At 71.1% G+C, this 14540-nt stretch carries 11 protein-coding genes and 1 pseudogene; 8 read left to right on the top strand and 4 right to left on the bottom strand.

Annotated features, from left to right (window positions below):
* Positions 1 to 70: 70 nt before the first annotated feature.
* On the top strand, positions 71 to 616 hold the full coding sequence (locus ACICHK_RS34460; RefSeq protein ID WP_406839964.1) for a hypothetical protein: 546 nt from the start codon (positions 71 to 73) through the stop codon (positions 614 to 616).
* Here the strand turns inward: ACICHK_RS34460 and ACICHK_RS34465 are convergent.
* Complete coding sequence (locus ACICHK_RS34465; protein ID WP_406839965.1) at positions 570 to 1676, bottom strand: O-antigen ligase family protein; 1107 nt, start codon at positions 1674 to 1676, stop codon at positions 570 to 572. The two genes, ACICHK_RS34460 and ACICHK_RS34465, sit on opposite strands and share 47 nt — an antisense overlap.
* A 238-nt stretch (positions 1677 to 1914) precedes the next feature.
* On the opposite strand from ACICHK_RS34465, the gene lnt reads away from it, so the two are divergent.
* The 4 genes from lnt to ACICHK_RS34485 all read left to right on the top strand — a co-directional run bounded on the left by lnt (position 1915) and on the right by ACICHK_RS34485 (position 7038).
* Entirely contained in the window at positions 1915 to 3528 is a 1614-nt protein-coding gene (gene lnt, locus ACICHK_RS34470) for an apolipoprotein N-acyltransferase (protein WP_406839966.1), read from the top strand.
* 152 nt (positions 3529 to 3680) lie between these two features.
* Positions 3681 to 4154 (top strand): NUDIX hydrolase, encoded by a 474-nt coding sequence (locus ACICHK_RS34475; RefSeq protein ID WP_406839967.1) that lies wholly within the window; start codon positions 3681 to 3683, stop codon positions 4152 to 4154.
* A gap of 60 nt (positions 4155 to 4214) precedes the next feature.
* Complete coding sequence (locus ACICHK_RS34480) at positions 4215 to 5015, top strand: 3-hydroxybutyrate dehydrogenase (RefSeq protein ID WP_406839968.1); 801 nt, start codon at positions 4215 to 4217, stop codon at positions 5013 to 5015.
* A gap of 97 nt (positions 5016 to 5112) precedes the next feature.
* Positions 5113 to 7038 (top strand): helix-turn-helix domain-containing protein, encoded by a 1926-nt coding sequence (locus ACICHK_RS34485; RefSeq protein ID WP_406839969.1) that lies wholly within the window; start codon positions 5113 to 5115, stop codon positions 7036 to 7038.
* A gap of 49 nt (positions 7039 to 7087) precedes the next feature.
* On the opposite strand, the gene ACICHK_RS34490 is transcribed toward ACICHK_RS34485, so the two are convergent.
* Entirely contained in the window at positions 7088 to 8473 is a 1386-nt protein-coding gene (locus ACICHK_RS34490; RefSeq protein WP_406839970.1) for an MFS transporter, read from the bottom strand.
* A gap of 1668 nt (positions 8474 to 10141) precedes the next feature.
* On the opposite strand from ACICHK_RS34490, the gene ACICHK_RS34495 reads away from it, so the two are divergent.
* Positions 10142 to 11254, top strand: coding sequence for a catalase family protein (locus ACICHK_RS34495; RefSeq protein WP_406839971.1), 1113 nt, complete (start codon positions 10142 to 10144; stop codon positions 11252 to 11254).
* 77 nt (positions 11255 to 11331) lie between these two features.
* Positions 11332 to 11538 (top strand): annotated as a pseudogene (locus ACICHK_RS34500) (ATP-binding protein); the annotation flags it as partial.
* A 139-nt stretch (positions 11539 to 11677) separates the two neighbouring features.
* Here ACICHK_RS34500 and ACICHK_RS34505 read toward each other — a convergent pair.
* Both ACICHK_RS34505 and ACICHK_RS34510 read right to left on the bottom strand, forming a co-directional pair.
* Positions 11678 to 13294 (bottom strand): cation acetate symporter, encoded by a 1617-nt coding sequence (locus tag ACICHK_RS34505; protein ID WP_406839972.1) that lies wholly within the window; start codon positions 13292 to 13294, stop codon positions 11678 to 11680.
* Positions 13291 to 13788, bottom strand: coding sequence for a DUF485 domain-containing protein (locus ACICHK_RS34510; protein ID WP_406839973.1), 498 nt, complete (start codon positions 13786 to 13788; stop codon positions 13291 to 13293). Before ACICHK_RS34510 ends, ACICHK_RS34505 begins: the two co-directional genes overlap by 4 nt.
* Here ACICHK_RS34510 and ACICHK_RS34515 point away from each other — a divergent pair.
* Positions 13782 to 14513, top strand: a complete 732-nt coding sequence (locus ACICHK_RS34515) for a zinc-binding dehydrogenase (protein WP_406839974.1) — start codon at positions 13782 to 13784, stop codon at positions 14511 to 14513. The genes ACICHK_RS34510 and ACICHK_RS34515 overlap by 7 nt on opposite strands.
* Positions 14514 to 14540: the final 27 nt, after the last annotated feature.

The raw sequence follows: 14540 nt of genomic DNA on the forward strand, positions 1-14540 counted from the left end.
CCTGCCGCTCGGCGGAGTGACGCTCAGCGATCCGGTGCCCGCGCAGCGAAACCTGAGTAGTCTCATGAGCATGAGGGACCATCCCCACGGCGAAGCCTCCCCGGATCCGGAGATCTGGACCGGGCGCGCGAGGAACCGTGTCCAGTGGCTGCCCGCCATAGGCGGTGTGGCCTGTGTGGCTCTAGGGATCGAGCTGGCCCTCACGTCCGGCTGGACGTCGGGAACGGCGCCGCTGGTCATGTCCGTCGTCGGATGCATCGCCGCAGGACTGCTGATCCTCTTCGGCACGCTCGCGTTCGTCCAGGTCGCCGTGCGGGTGGACGAGGACTGCCTGGAGGTGCGGTGCGGCCACATGGGCGTGCCGCGCCGCCGTATCCCGCTCTCCACGGTCGTCGACGCCGACTTCGCGCCGCAGGTCACCCCACGTCAATGGGGCGGCTGGGGGTATCGCTGGCGGCCCGAGCAGGGAACCGCCGTCGTCGTCCGGCGGGGCGAGGGCGTGGTGCTGCGCCTGGGCGACGGTCATACGTTCACGATCACCGTGGACAACGCCGAGGCGGCCGTCCGGATCATCCGCGGCCGTCTCCACCCGGACAGGACCGGCGTGGGGCGCTGACGGCCGGTCCGGATGTCGCGCACGTCCCCGGGCGGCCGTCGGGGCGCCGGGCCGGGGCCGGGACGCCGTCCGGCTCCTCCGAGGTGAGCGGCCGCGCGGTCGCGCACCCGGCCAGCAGCCCCGCACCCGCGGTCACCGTCGTGAAGCTCAGCGCGTTGCCGACCGAGGCGACGGCGGCCACCGCCGTCAGCGCCGCACCCGCCGACAGCGCGATCGGAGTGGCGCGTGGCGAGCGCAGAAGCGCGTACAGGACCCAGCAGAACGCCGTCGCGAGCAGGAGCACTCCGGTCAGCCCCTGCTCGGCGGCCTGCTGCAGGGGCGCGGAGTGCGGTTTGCCGTCGGGCAGCAGGGACCGGGCGACCGTGGGGCTGAGCTCTCCGTAACGGCCGGGCCCGACCCCCAGCCCGGGATCGGCACGGGTCATGCGCAGGGCGTCCTGCCAGAGCAGGACGCGGTGCTCGGTGAGCCGGCCCTCCAGGGACGAGGCCAGCCCGCCCGGCAGGGTGTCCTCCCCGATCGTCCAGGCAACCCCGGTCACCAGGGCCGCGGCGGCCGCGAACCCCGCCAGACCGAGGGCCCGGCGGCGCGCACGGGCGGCGGCGAGCGAACACAGCAGGACCCCGGCGCAGGCGACGAGTCCGGTGGTGGACCCGAGGAGCGCCGCCGCCACGGCGGCCCCGACGGCCGGCAGGCACAGCGCGAACCGCAGGGCGGACGGGCGCGCGGCCCAGGCCGCACAGCACGCGGCACCGCAGGAGAGGGTCAGCAGGGCCGCCGTGGCACCGCTGTGGCCGAGCCGCAGGCTGATCTGCGGGCCGGGCGTGGAGACCGCGAGGCCGAGCCCGGCCACCGCTCCGGCACAGGGGGCGGCCACCGGCAGGAGCGCTCCGGAGATCCGGCCCACCGCGTAGCCCGCCGTCACGGCGAGCACCGCCAGCAGCATGCCCTCGGGCCGGCCGTCGTGCGCGGCCGCCGTGATCAGCGACCAGGCGGCACAGGCCGCGAGCACGATCACGCCGGCGATGTCCGAGGCGCCGTGTCTTTCGCCCGTGGCTGCCATCCCCGCGGAACCCACCCCCGTCGTCCCCCGACCCCGCCGGACCCCGGGCGCCGTCACCGCATCGGGCCGCACGTCAGAGGCTCGGCCACACCGTAACGGCTGGTGCGCCGGTTGGGCACCGGTTGCGCAGGAACGTTACGGCGGACCTGGATGAGGGGACCGGTGAGCGGTGTTCCGTCCGTCGGGACCGAGCGGTCCGAGCTGTCGGGGCCCAGGTCAGGCGCCGTACACTCCCCGAGTGACCGCCACCGCAACCACCGTAGACGAGCCGGACCAGCTCGAACCCCAGGCCGTGCCCGCCCCGCGTGGGTCCGCCCTGGTGCGTCGCCTCGTTCCGGCCGCCGTCGCGGCGCTCTCCGGAGTGCTGCTGTACGTCAGCTTCCCGCCACGGACCCTGTGGTGGCTCGCCCCGCCGGCCTTCGCGGTCTTCGCCTGGATCCTGCGCGGCCGTTCCTGGAAGGCCGGCCTCGGCCTCGGCTATCTGTTCGGCCTCGGATTCCTGCTGCCGCTGCTGGTCTGGACCGGCGTCGAGGTCGGCCCCGGTCCCTGGCTCGCGCTCGTCGCGGTGGAGGCGATCTACATAGCGCTCGTCGGCGCGGGGATCACGTTCCTCTCCCGGCTGCCCGGGTGGCCGCTGTGGGCGGCGGCCCTCTGGATCGCCGGCGAGGCGGCACGCGCGCGTGCGCCCTTCGGCGGTTTCCCCTGGGGGAAGATCGCGTTCGGACAGGCCGACGGTGTCTTCCTGCCGCTCGCCGCGGTCGGCGGTACTCCGGTCCTCGGCTTCGGTGTCGTGCTGTGCGGCTTCGGGCTGTACGAGATCGTCCGTCTCGCCGTCGAACGGCGCGGCACAGGAGTCCTGCACCGGGGCGCGGCCTTGGTGGCGCTGCTCGGCGTCGCCGTCCCGGTCGTCGGCGCGCTCGCAGCGCGGGTGCTGGTCAGCGACAAGGCGGAGGACGGCACGGCGACGGTCGCGCTCATCCAGGGCAACGTCCCGCGCGCGGGACTCGACTTCAACGCGCAGCGGCGCGCCGTCCTCGACCACCACGTGCGCGAGACCGAGCGACTGGCCGCCGAGGTCAAGGCGGGCAAGAAGCCCCGGCCCGACCTGGTGCTCTGGCCGGAGAACTCCTCCGACATCGACCCGTACGCCAACGCCGACGCCCGCTACGTCATCGACTCGGCGGCCAAGGCGATCGGCGCCCCCGTCTCCGTCGGCGCGGTCGTCGAGCGGGACGGCAAGCTCTACAACGAGCAGGTCCTGTGGGACCCGGCGAAGGGCCCGGTGGACACGTACGACAAGCGGCAGGTCCAGCCGTTCGGCGAGTACCTGCCCCTGCGCCCGCTGCTCGGAGCCATCAACAAGAACTGGACCAGCATGGTCCGCCAGGACTTCAGCCGCGGCACCGAGCCGGGCGTGTTCAAGATGAACGGCACCGGCGTCGGGCTCGTCACCTGCTACGAGGCGGCGTTCGACTGGGCCGTGCGCAGCACCGTCACCGACGGCGCGCAGATCATCTCGGTGCCCAGCAACAACGCGACCTTCGACCGCAGCGAGATGACCTACCAGCAGCTCGCCATGTCCCGCATCCGCGCCGTCGAGCACAGCCGCACCGTCACGGTGCCCGTGACGAGCGGTGTCAGCGCCGTGATCATGCCCGACGGGAGGATCACCCAGAAGACCGGGATGTTCGTCGCCGACTCGCTGGTCCAGAAGGTGCCGCTGCGGTCCTCCGAGACCCCGGCCACGAAGCTCGGCGTCCTCCCCGAGACGATCCTGGTGCTTCTCGCGGCGGGCGGCCTCGGCTGGGCGGCGGCGACGGCGCTCCGGTCGCGGCGGAACACCGCCGTCTAGGACGAGCCGACGACCTTCGCGTCGCGCGGGAACACCAGGACCGCCGCCCGGGACCGGGCGGCGGTCTTCGCGTCGTGGTGCGCCGAGGGCACCCGGTCCAGGGCCTCGGCCGGTGCGCGGAACGGCTCAGCCGCGCGGATAGGGTCTGGGCCATGGCTACTCCCGACTTCATCCGCACCATCCGGGCCTTCGCGGGCCACCAGCTCCTCTGGCTTCCCGGAGTCAGCGCCGTGGTCTTCGACGACGAGGGCAGGATTCTGCTCGGCCAGCGTTCGGACAGCCACAAGTGGGCGCTGATCTCCGGCATCCCCGAGCCGGGGGAACAGCCCGCGGCCTGCGCGGTGCGCGAGGTGTACGAGGAGACGGCCGTGCACGTCGAGGTCGAACGCGTCGTGATGATCCAGGCCGGGGGGCAGGTGACCTTCGCCAACGGCGACGTCTGCCAGTTCATGGACACCACGCTCCGGTGCCGTGCCGTCGGCGGTGAGGCCCGCGTCAACGACGACGAGTCGCTCCAGGTCGGCTGGTTCTCCGTGGACGCCCTGCCGAAGCTGGACGATTACGCCCTCGTCCGGATCAAGCAGGCACTGCTCGACGAACCCACATGGTTCGAGCCCACGACCTGAAGATGAAGTGTGTGGGCTGACCATATCGGTCGGAGTCTGGGCGCTGCCTAGGGTCGAGGCATGACCGCGCCCAGCGCCCTCCCGGGCCCCCACGCCTTCGCACTCGACCTCGGCGGCCGCACCGCCCTCGTCACCGGCGCCGCGAGCGGCATCGGCCGCGCCTGCGCGCTGCGGCTCGCCGCCGCCGGAGCCAAGGTGAGAGCGGTCGACCGGGACGCCGGAGGCCTGGAGACCCTGGCCGAGCGGGCGCACGGCCTGACCGGGACGGTCGAACCGCGCGTCCTCGACCTCACCGATCTCGACGCGGCGGAGCAGGCCGCGGCCGGCACCGATGTCCTCGTGAACAACGCCGGACTGCAGATGGTCCGCCCCATCGAGGACTTCCCGCCCGCCATGTTCCACACGGTACTGACCGTGATGCTGGAAGCGCCGTTCCGGCTCATCCGCGGAGCCCTGCCCCATATGTACGGGCAAGGATGGGGCCGCATCGTCAACGTCTCCTCCGTCCACGGGCTGCGCGCCTCCGCGTTCAAATCGGCGTACGTCGCCGCCAAGCACGGACTCGAGGGGCTCTCGAAGACCGCGGCCCTCGAGGGCGCCCCTCATGGAGTCACATCGAACTGTGTGAACCCCGCCTATGTGCGCACCGCACTCGTCGAGAAACAGCTGGCCGATCAGGCGCGCACGCACGGGATTCCCCGGGAGCGCGTCCTGACCGAGGTCCTGCTGCGCGACAGCGCGGTCAAGCGGCTCATCGAGCCGGAGGAGGTCGCTGAGGCGGTGGCCTACCTCTGCGGTCCGCAGGCGGCCTTCATGACCGGAACCTCGCTGGCGCTGGACGGGGGCTGGACCGCGCACTGAGCCGGGGTCCGCCCCGCTCACGCCGTGCCCACCAGGGCCGACGAAGAGTTGTCCACAGGGCAGGGGCGCCGCCCGGCGGATGCGCGATCCTGTTGCCATGCCCCGCGATCATCTGCCATCAGCCGGGCGCTCCGCCGACAGCGCGGAAGCGCCGTTCCTGGAACTCCTGGCCAAAGGAGCGAGTGCCGACGCCTACGAGCAGCCGGTGCTGCTCGCCCGCGCCGAGGGCCTGCCCGCCCGGCGCGTCGCCGCGCTCGAACAGGCCAAGCTGCTCGCCCTGCGCGTGCGCACGGAGATAGAAGGACGCCGCCGCCGCGAGGCCGAACTCTCCGCGCTCTTCGAGACCGCGCACGACCTCGGGGGCCTGCGCGACCTGGACGCCGTGCTGCGGGCGATCGTGCAGCGGGCCCGGTCGCTGCTGGGCACGGACATCGCCTACCTCAGCCTGAACGACGTGGCCAGGGGCGACACCTACATGCGGGTCACCGAGGGCTCGGTCGCCGCGCGCTTCCAGCAGCTGCGGCTCGGCATGGGGGAGGGTCTGGGCGGACTCGTCGCACAGACCGCCCGTCCGTACGTCACCGACGACTACTTCAAGGACGAGCGCTTCCAGCACACCCGGACCATCGACGCGGGCGTACAGGACGAGGGGCTCGTCGCGATCCTGGGCGTGCCGCTGATGATCGGTCCCCAGGTCATCGGCGTGCTGTTCGCGGCGGACCGCAGGGAGCGGGTCTTCGAGCGGGAACAGATCGCCCTGCTCGGCTCGTTCGCGGCCCTGGCCGCGGCGGCCATCGACACGGCGAACGCGCTGACGGAGACCCGCTCCGCCCTGGACCGCCTGGGCCGGGCCAACGAGATCATCCGGGACCGCAGCGCGGCGATCGAGCGCGCCTCGGACGTCCACGACCGGCTGGCCGAACTCGTGCTGCGGGGCGGGGGAGTCCACGACGTCGCCGCCGCGGTGTCCGAAGTCCTGGACGGCGCCGTCGAGTTCACGGATCCGGGCGGCACACCGGTCATGGCCGTGGAGGCGGCCCGCACCGGCGGCCACGCCGTGCGGCACGGCGACGACTGGGTCGCCGCGGTGGCCGCGGGAGGCGAACTGCTCGGCGCGCTGGTGCTGCGCGGGCATCCGGACCTCGACCCCGTCGACCAGCGCACCCTGGAGCGCGCCGCGATGGTCACCTCGTTGCTCCTGCTCGCCAGACGCTCGGCCTCCGAGGCCGAACAGCGGGTGCGCGGCGAACTGCTGGACGATCTGCTGGACGCCAGGGACCGGGACCCGGGGCTGCTGCGGGAGCGCGCGGCCCGTCTGCACGCCGATCTCGACGGCCCCCATGTGGTGCTGGCGGCCCGGCTCGACGTCGTGGCCACCGACGCCGGCCAGGAGGCGGGCACACGCGGACGGCTCTGGTCGGCCGCGTCCCACCTGGCCGCCACCCGCCATGGACTGGCCGCCGCCCGTGACGGCGGTACCGTCCTGCTGCTGCCGCTCGGGCCCGGCGACACGGCGACGACACTGGCCCGCCGTACGGCCAAGGAGCTGGGCACCGCCGTTCAGGAGACGGTGACCGTCGGGGCCTCCGCGCCCGTCGACCGGCTCACGGCGCACCCCGAAGCGGTGGCCGCGGCGTACACGGAGGGACAGCGCTGTCTGGAGGCGCTGCGCCTGCTCGGCCGGACCGGCGACGGCGCGGCCGCCGAGGACTTCGGCTTCCTCGGACTGCTGCTCGCCGGTGACCGGGACATCTCCGGCTTCGTCGGCCGGACGATCGGCACGGTGGTCGCCTACGACGAACGGCGCGGCACGGACCTGCTGCGCACCCTCGACGCGTACTTCGCCAGCGGTATGAGTCCGGCGCGCACGAAGGACACCCTGCACGTGCATGTGAACACCGTGGCACAGAGACTGGAGCGGGTGGGGCGCCTGCTCGGGAACGACTGGCAGAGCCCGGCCCGCGCACTGGAGATCCAACTCGCGCTGAGACTGCACCGGTTGTCGTCGGACAGACCGCGCTGATCCCCGCACGCGGTATCGCGTGCGGGGACCGGGTGGCGCAGGAGCGCGGTCAGACCGTACGGGCGTCCGCCGGCGCGACCGGAGCCCGCTGGTCGTCGGCCGTGGCGTCGACGGCGGACAGGTCGCGGTCCCGGGTCTCCTTCGCGAAGCCCACGGCGATCAGGGTCAGCAGAACGGACCCGATCACATAGAGGGAGACGGGGGTCGAGCTGTCGTACGAGGAGAGCAGGGCCGTCGCGATGAGCGGTGCGGGCGCGCCGGCCGCGACGGAGGCGAACTGGGCTCCGATGGAGGCGCCCGAGTAGCGCATCCGGGTCGCGAACATCTCGGAGAAGAAGGCGGCCTGGGGCGCGTACATGGCGCCGTGCAGGACCAGGCCGACGGTGACGGCGAGAACGAGGTTCGCGAAGCCGCCGGTGTCGATCAGGGAGAAGAACGGGAACACCCAGAGGCCCACACCCGCGGCACCGAGCAGATAGACGGGGCGGCGGCCGATGCGGTCGGAGAGGGCGCCCCAGGCCGGGATGACGGCGAAGTGCACGGCCGAGGCGATGAGAACGGCGTTGAGCGCGGTCTGGCGGGAGACGCCGGCGGAAGTGGTGGCGTAGACGAGGATGAAGGCGGTGATCACGTAATAGCTGATGTTCTCGGCCATACGGGCGCCCATCGCGACGAGCACGTCACGCCAGTGGTGGCGCAGGACGGAGACCAGCGGAAGCTTCTCCGACTCGTCCGCTCCGGCGGCCTTCCTGGCCTCGGCCCGCGCCAACGCCTGCTTGAAGACGGGCGATTCATCGACAGACAGACGTATCCACAAGCCGACGACGACCAGGACACCGGAGAGCAGGAACGGGATGCGCCAGCCCCAGGAGACGAAGGTGCCGTCCGACTGCGTGGCGGTGAGCAGGGAGAGGACACCGGTCGCCAGGAGCTGCCCCGCGGGTGCTCCGGTCTGCGGCCACGACGCCCAGAACCCCCGCCGCCTCGCGTCGCCGTGCTCGGACACCAGCAGGACGGCACCGCCCCACTCACCGCCCAGCGCGAAGCCCTGCACCAGACGCAGCGCGGTGAGCAGGACGGGGGCCGCCGCGCCGACGGTCGCGTGCGTGGGCAGCAGACCGATCGCGAACGTCGCCCCGCCCATCAGCAGCAGACTCAGCACCAGCAGTTTCTTGCGGCCGAGCCGGTCGCCGTAGTGCCCGAACACGAGCGCGCCCAGCGGCCGGGCCGCGAACCCGACGGCGTACGTCAGGAAGGACAGCAGCGTGCCGACGAGCGGGTCGGAGTCGGGGAAGAACAGCTTGTTGAAGACCAGGGCGGCGGCCGAGCCGTAGAGGAAGAAGTCGTACCACTCGATGGTGGTGCCGATGAGGGACGCGGCGACGATGCGCTTGAGGTTGCCGGGTGTCGGGGGAGCGGATGCTGCGGAGGCCATGTGCGCCACTTCCTCGTGTGCGGTGGGGACGGGTACGTGTTGGCACACGGTAGGAAGGCGCAGGTCAGGCGCACATGTGGCGGGGCACCATAGTTCGGGGGTCGGCTATGCGTGTGGCCACCATGCCAGGGTTGCGGAAGTCCGGTTCAGGGGCTCGTAGGTGGGAGCAGACTCGGCGCCGCCGAGACGACCGGCTGTGGCCGCAGTGCGGTTGCTGCTGCCCGTGGGGCTCTCCTCCGCCTGACCACCTCGCCCCAGGGCGTCGCAGGAGCAAACAGGGTGCGTGCAGGGGGCGTCGAGCCGTGGGGAGTGAGCAGCACTCGGCCCGGATCGAGCCGCAACCGTTCGGCTCGTATGCCGAAGGCTGCCGCGCCGTCCCGGTCGGCAACGTCCCTTCCAGCAGAGTTGCATACCCCACATTTCAGCCTGTGGGTGAGCGCTCATTCGATACGCCCCGTTGGACCCAGTAACCGGTGACCCACCCGCAGACCGGTAAGTGAGGTTCGTGCATGTCAAAGATCGGTCCGAAACAAACCAAGCGGCGTCTCCCCACCGCTGACTGCTGCCCGGATTGGGTGCACCTTTGCTCCCGTCAACTCAAAGACTGAGGACGGTCGCTTCATGGACTACTGCATCCCGTGCAGCCGCACGCTCAACGGCGCCGTTACCTGCCCGGAGTGTGGGGCATGCGACCCCGGCATGGCACAGCTGAGCGATCGGAGAGGCGGCGCTCCGGCCGTCGAGGCCGCGATGGCGGAGGTCCGCTCGAGCAGGGGACCGAGCTCTTCCGAGTCGCCCCTTCCCGGGTCACCGGCCGACTCGCAAGACCTGTCGGCTGACCGCTGCGACCGTCCGGCGCGGCTGAAGAAGTATGCCGTCCGGTCTCTTGCCGCAGTCGCCTTCACCCTCCTCGGAGGCCTGGCCACCGCATCGGTGTTTCCCCAGTCGACGGCCCCACGAGCAGCCTCGATCCCGGAACAGCCGTCCCCCGAAGAGCCCGGGGTCCGCGTTCCGGATTCACAGGCTTCACCGGAGCGTGTGACCACGCACCCGGCCCGAAAGGGCGTCCGGGACCGAAACGGTGACGGGATCCGGCGTCCTCTGCCGACGGCGACTCGCAGCACGTCACCGGTTTCTCGGCCTCCCGCCACCACCAGTGCGCCGCCACCGGTGAAGCCGAAGCCGACCCCGCGAGCCTCCAGCAGTCGCCGCCCCAGCTCGCCCTCGCATACGGCAACCCCTTCCGCGAGGCCCTCGGCAAGTCCCTCTGCCAGTCCTTCCGTCAGTCCTTCCGTCAGTTCTTCCGGCAGCATCAGCGCCTCTCCCACCAGGTAGCGGCTCACCGAGCAGCAAAGGGGAAGCCGGTGGCTGAAACGCCGGCCGGCTTTCGAAGTGGTCCGGGCCCGGGCCGTGTTGAGTTCGCGGCAGATGTGCTCGATGCGTCAGAGGGCCTTGGCCGGACGGGCCAGGTAGTGACTGGACCGCTTGTGGGGCCGTTCATCTCTGTCCGTCGTCCCTCTGAGCCGCACAGCAGGCGCTGGGCGCCGGGAAGTAGTCGGCACCGACGATTCGATGCCGGGAGCGTGCGATCGCTCACAGTTATGTTGTGCACAATTAAATTGCGCACTAGCGTCTGTGTGCAGTACACGACGAGAGGGAGGCGGCACAATGAATCCTGTCCGTTACGAGGACTATCGACCCATCGAACGACCGTCCTACCAGGAGGAGATGGAGGCAGTCATCGCCCAGGTGGCGCGTCGTACTCGCGCCTCGGTCGAGCGCGAGACCGTCGGCCGCGCCGTCCGCACGGCCCACGGCAAGACCTACGGCCTCCTCAAGGCCACGGTCACGGTTGGTGACAATCCTGGCTTCTACCGGCAGGGAATCTTCGCGCGGCCGACCGCGTACGACGCCGTCGTCCGCTACTCGAACGGCTTGGGCCACGACCGCCCCGACCACCAGCTGGGCGCGGCTTGCGGAATGGGCATCAAGCTGTTCGGAGTCGCCGGCCCCTCGCTGCTGGACGACGAACGAGACAGCGGCACCTTCGACCTCAACCTGATCAACAACGATGTCTTCTTCGCGAACACGGCCTACGACTACATGGTGATCGAGGATCTGTTCGCCGAATTGCCCGAGGCCCTCGTGGACCCGGCCCGCCGCAAGACCTGGATGGCGGAGTTCCTGACCCGCCGGATGACGCTCACCGATCCCGACACCTGGCTGTGGGACGAACTGCTCGCCATGCTGTCGTTCACCGGTGTCCCGCGCAGGAACCTGCTGTCGTACAGCTACAACAGCATGGGCGCCTTCCGGTACGGCGACCACATCGCCAAGATCCGTACCGTGCCGACCGCCACGTCTCTGGCCTCCATCACGCAGCAGATCGTGGACGTGCGCGCGGACAATGAGGCATTCCGCCGCACCCTGGTGGCCGAGGCCGCGGAGCGAGACCACTCCTTCGAGCTCCAGGTCCAGCTCAACACCGATCTGACCCGTATGCCGGTGGACAACACATCCGTCAAGTGGCCCGAAGACCTGTCCCCCTGGGTGACGGTCGCCCGGGTGGATCTCCCGCGCCAGGCCATCGGCGGGTACGACAACCTGGCGGCCGCCGACGCCACGTCGATCACGCCGTGGCGTACGCGCGAGGACCACCGGCCCATCGGCGAGATCCAGCGGGTGCGGCAGGAGGTGTACCGGCGCTCGTCCGTCGAACGGCACCGGATCAACGGGCAGGAGCGGCGCGAACCGGCCGGCAGCGCTGAGCTGCTGGGCTGAGCCGCCTCGGTCGCGCCCGCCGCCGCGCAGGTCGCGGGACATGCGCCGCCGGTTCGGCACCTGCCGTGCTCTCGCACCTGCGGTTGTTCCGTGAACGGTTCCTGGTGTGCGAGGTCAGCGACACCAGCCACACCGCACCACACCTGCGCCGCGCCCGTACCACCGACGAGGGCGGGCGCGGCCTGTTCCTGGTGGCCCAGACGGCCGAACGCTGGGGTGCTCGCTACACCCGCGAAGGCAAAACGGTGTGGACCGAGCAATCACTGGCCGGCACGCTCACCTGACCGTCGCAGGCCGTCGCCGTCGACTCACACATCGGCGCGCGTGCAGGCGTGCGGCTGTCACGGGGCTCCGCGCGGGGCCCTGGGCGGACTGCGGCGGCGGGAGCGAGGCCGCCTGCTCGGTCCGCCCCCGCCACCTCGGTCATTCTGCTGCGGCGAGCAGACGTTCCTCGCTCTCCTCGTACAGCAGTCGGCTCTCCCGACTGTCAGCGGCGCGGCGCCGGTGGTCCAGACGGCTGCCCAGCCAGCCCGCCAGGTAACCGAACGGGATGGAGACCAGTCCGGTGGACTGCATCGGGAACCAGTGGAAGTCGGCGGTCGGGAAGACGGCGGACGGCGTGCCCGAGACGGCCTTGGAGAAGACCATCAGCACCAGCGCGCAGGCCGCGCCGCCATAGAGGGTGGCGAGCAGACCGGTGCGCGTGAATCCTCTCCAGAACAGGGAGTAGGTCAGCGCGGGAGCCACCGCGGATGCCCCGATGCAGACGGCCAGAGTGGTCAGCACGCCGACGTCCCAGCTCTGGACCAAGGTGGCGAGACCGATGGCCACGGTTCCCACGGCCACGCTCGTCCACGCCGCCACCGTCATCTCCGTACGCGGCTCCGCCTGTCCCCGCCGCGCCGCATGGGAGAACAGGTCGTGGGCGAGCGACGAGGCCGCGGCCAGGGTCATCCCCGCGACCGAGGACAGCAGGGTGATGAACACCATTCCCGCCACGGCCGAGTAGAGAATCGTCGCACCCGCGGAGGCGGGGGCCCCGCCGAGCACCTGCGACAGCATGAGCACCGACGTCCTGCCGTGCGGGTCGGCCGCGATGATGGACCGCGATCCCACCAGGGCTGCCGCGCCCGTACCCAAGATGATCACGAGCAGGCAGAAGGTGGTGACCGTGCCGACGGCCCACGACATGGAGCGCCGCACGGCCGGCACGTCCTGCGCGGAGAACAGGCGCATGGTGATGTGGGGCAGGCAGGCCACGCCGAGGACCACGGTGATCTGGAGACCGACGAAGTCCAGCCGGTCGCCGGCCGAGGTGCCCAACTGAAGGCCCTGTCGAAGGAAGGCCGGGCCCGTGCCGCTGCCGTGCTGGGCGGCCCTGAGCAGGTCTCCGGGGTTCCAGTCGAAGCGGTTCAGGACCAGGGCGGCGACGACGACGCTGGTGCCGAGCAGGATGACGATCTTGATCATCTGGAGGAGCGCGGTTCCCCGCATACCGCCGAGCGCCGCGTAAATGATCATCAGGCTGCCGACGATGACGATGCACGCCGTCCTGGCGCCCGCCCCGTGCTGGATGTTCAGGATGAAGGTGAGCAGCGACCCGGCCCCGGAGAGCTGGACGACCAGAAAGGGCAGGGTCGCCGAAAGCGTCACGACGCAGGAAGCGATTCGCACGGCACGCCCGGGCATGGTGCGGGCCAGGACGTCGCCCATGGTGAACCTGCCGGCGTTGCGCAGAGGTTCGGCCAGCAGGAACATCAGCAGCACCAGGGACAAGGCGGTGCTGACCGTGAGGACATAGCCGTCGTATCCGGCGAGCGCGATGATGCCGCTGGTACTCAGCACCGTGGCCGCGGAGATGTAGTCGCCCGCGATGGCCAGGCCGTTCTTGAACGGGGTGAGCGAAAGGTAGCCGGTGTAGAAGTTCGTCAGGTCGTCGCGGTCCGGCCCCGTCATCACGCACATCAGCAGCGTGACGGTGACCAGGGCGGTGAAGAGGACGAGGACGGTGGCCTGCGACCCGGAGTCGAAGTCGGTCATCTCGCCACCCCCGCGGGCCGGTCGGCCGCCCGCTCCCTGACGACGCGGGCCAACGGGTCCACCGAGCGTTGTGCGCTGCGCTCGTACGAGAAGACCGCCGCGAAGGTGACGACGAGCTGAAGGATCCCCAGGGCGATTCCAAGGCTCAGCTCCCCGGTGATCCTGGCCGCCATCAGCTCCGGTGCGTAGCAGGACAGCAGTACGTACACCACGAAGGAGCCGAGTGCGGTGATCGAGGAGACCCTGCGGAGCACGCGGTAGGCCGAGCGGAGGGCTGCCAGGTCGGCGCCGTGCCGATGCGTTTCGTGCGCGTACGGTTCCTGCCGGGCGGCTTGCCCGTACCAGTCGTACGCGGCGTCGTCGTATCCGGACGGGGAGGGCTCCTGCCCCGGGCCCCGCCCGTACGACTCGTACCGAGGGGCACGGCCGTACGGTTCGGTCCGTGGCTGCGGCCATTCTTGCTGCGGGTACCGCTGGTCATGGGGATATGTCATTGCGTGGCCTTCCGGCTCGGCTCGGCTCGGTTCCGTGGAGGGCTGGGGGGGAGGCGTGGCGGCGCACGATACCGACTGGTTGGTACGCCGGGCAGTCCGTGGGGCGTCACGTTTTGGGCTCGACGTGGCATCCGGCCGGCGCTGTCGGTCGACGGCTTGACGGTCTGCGAACCATAGGTGCCCGCCGGGCGGGGTGGCCTGTGGCGTATGTCACGGCCGCCGGCGTACCTGATCGGGTGGTGGGCATCGCCGGTGGGCCGGAGAAGTGTGCGTTGCTCACCGACGAACTGGGATTCGACGCGGCGATCGACTACCGCGCCGACGACGTCAGGAAGGCGCTGCATCGGCACACCCTCGACGGCATCGACGTCTACTTCGACAACGTGGGCGGCGACATCCTCGACGCCGCCCTGACCCGGCCGGCGATGCACGCGCGCGTCGTGGTCTGCGGTGCGATCAGTCGGTACAACAACGCCACCCCGGTCAAGGGCCCCTCGAGCTACCTGACACCGCTGGTGCGCCGCGCCCGGATGGGGGGAATCGTCGTCTTCGACCATGCCAAGCGCTGCCCGCAGGCCGCACAGGACATCTCCGCCTGGATCGCCGACGGCCGCATCAAGGTCAGGGAACACGTCGTGAGAGGCGGCGTGGACGACTTCCCCGAGACGCTGCAGATGCTCTTCCGTGGCGAGAACGTCGGCAAACTGGTCCTGGAGCCGGCATGACGGCCGCCTGGAGCGGGGCCGCGTTGT

Origin of the sequence: Streptomyces sp. AHU1 (assembly GCF_045343905.1) — a bacterium.
GTDB lineage: Bacteria > Actinomycetota > Actinomycetes > Streptomycetales > Streptomycetaceae > Streptomyces > Streptomyces triticiradicis.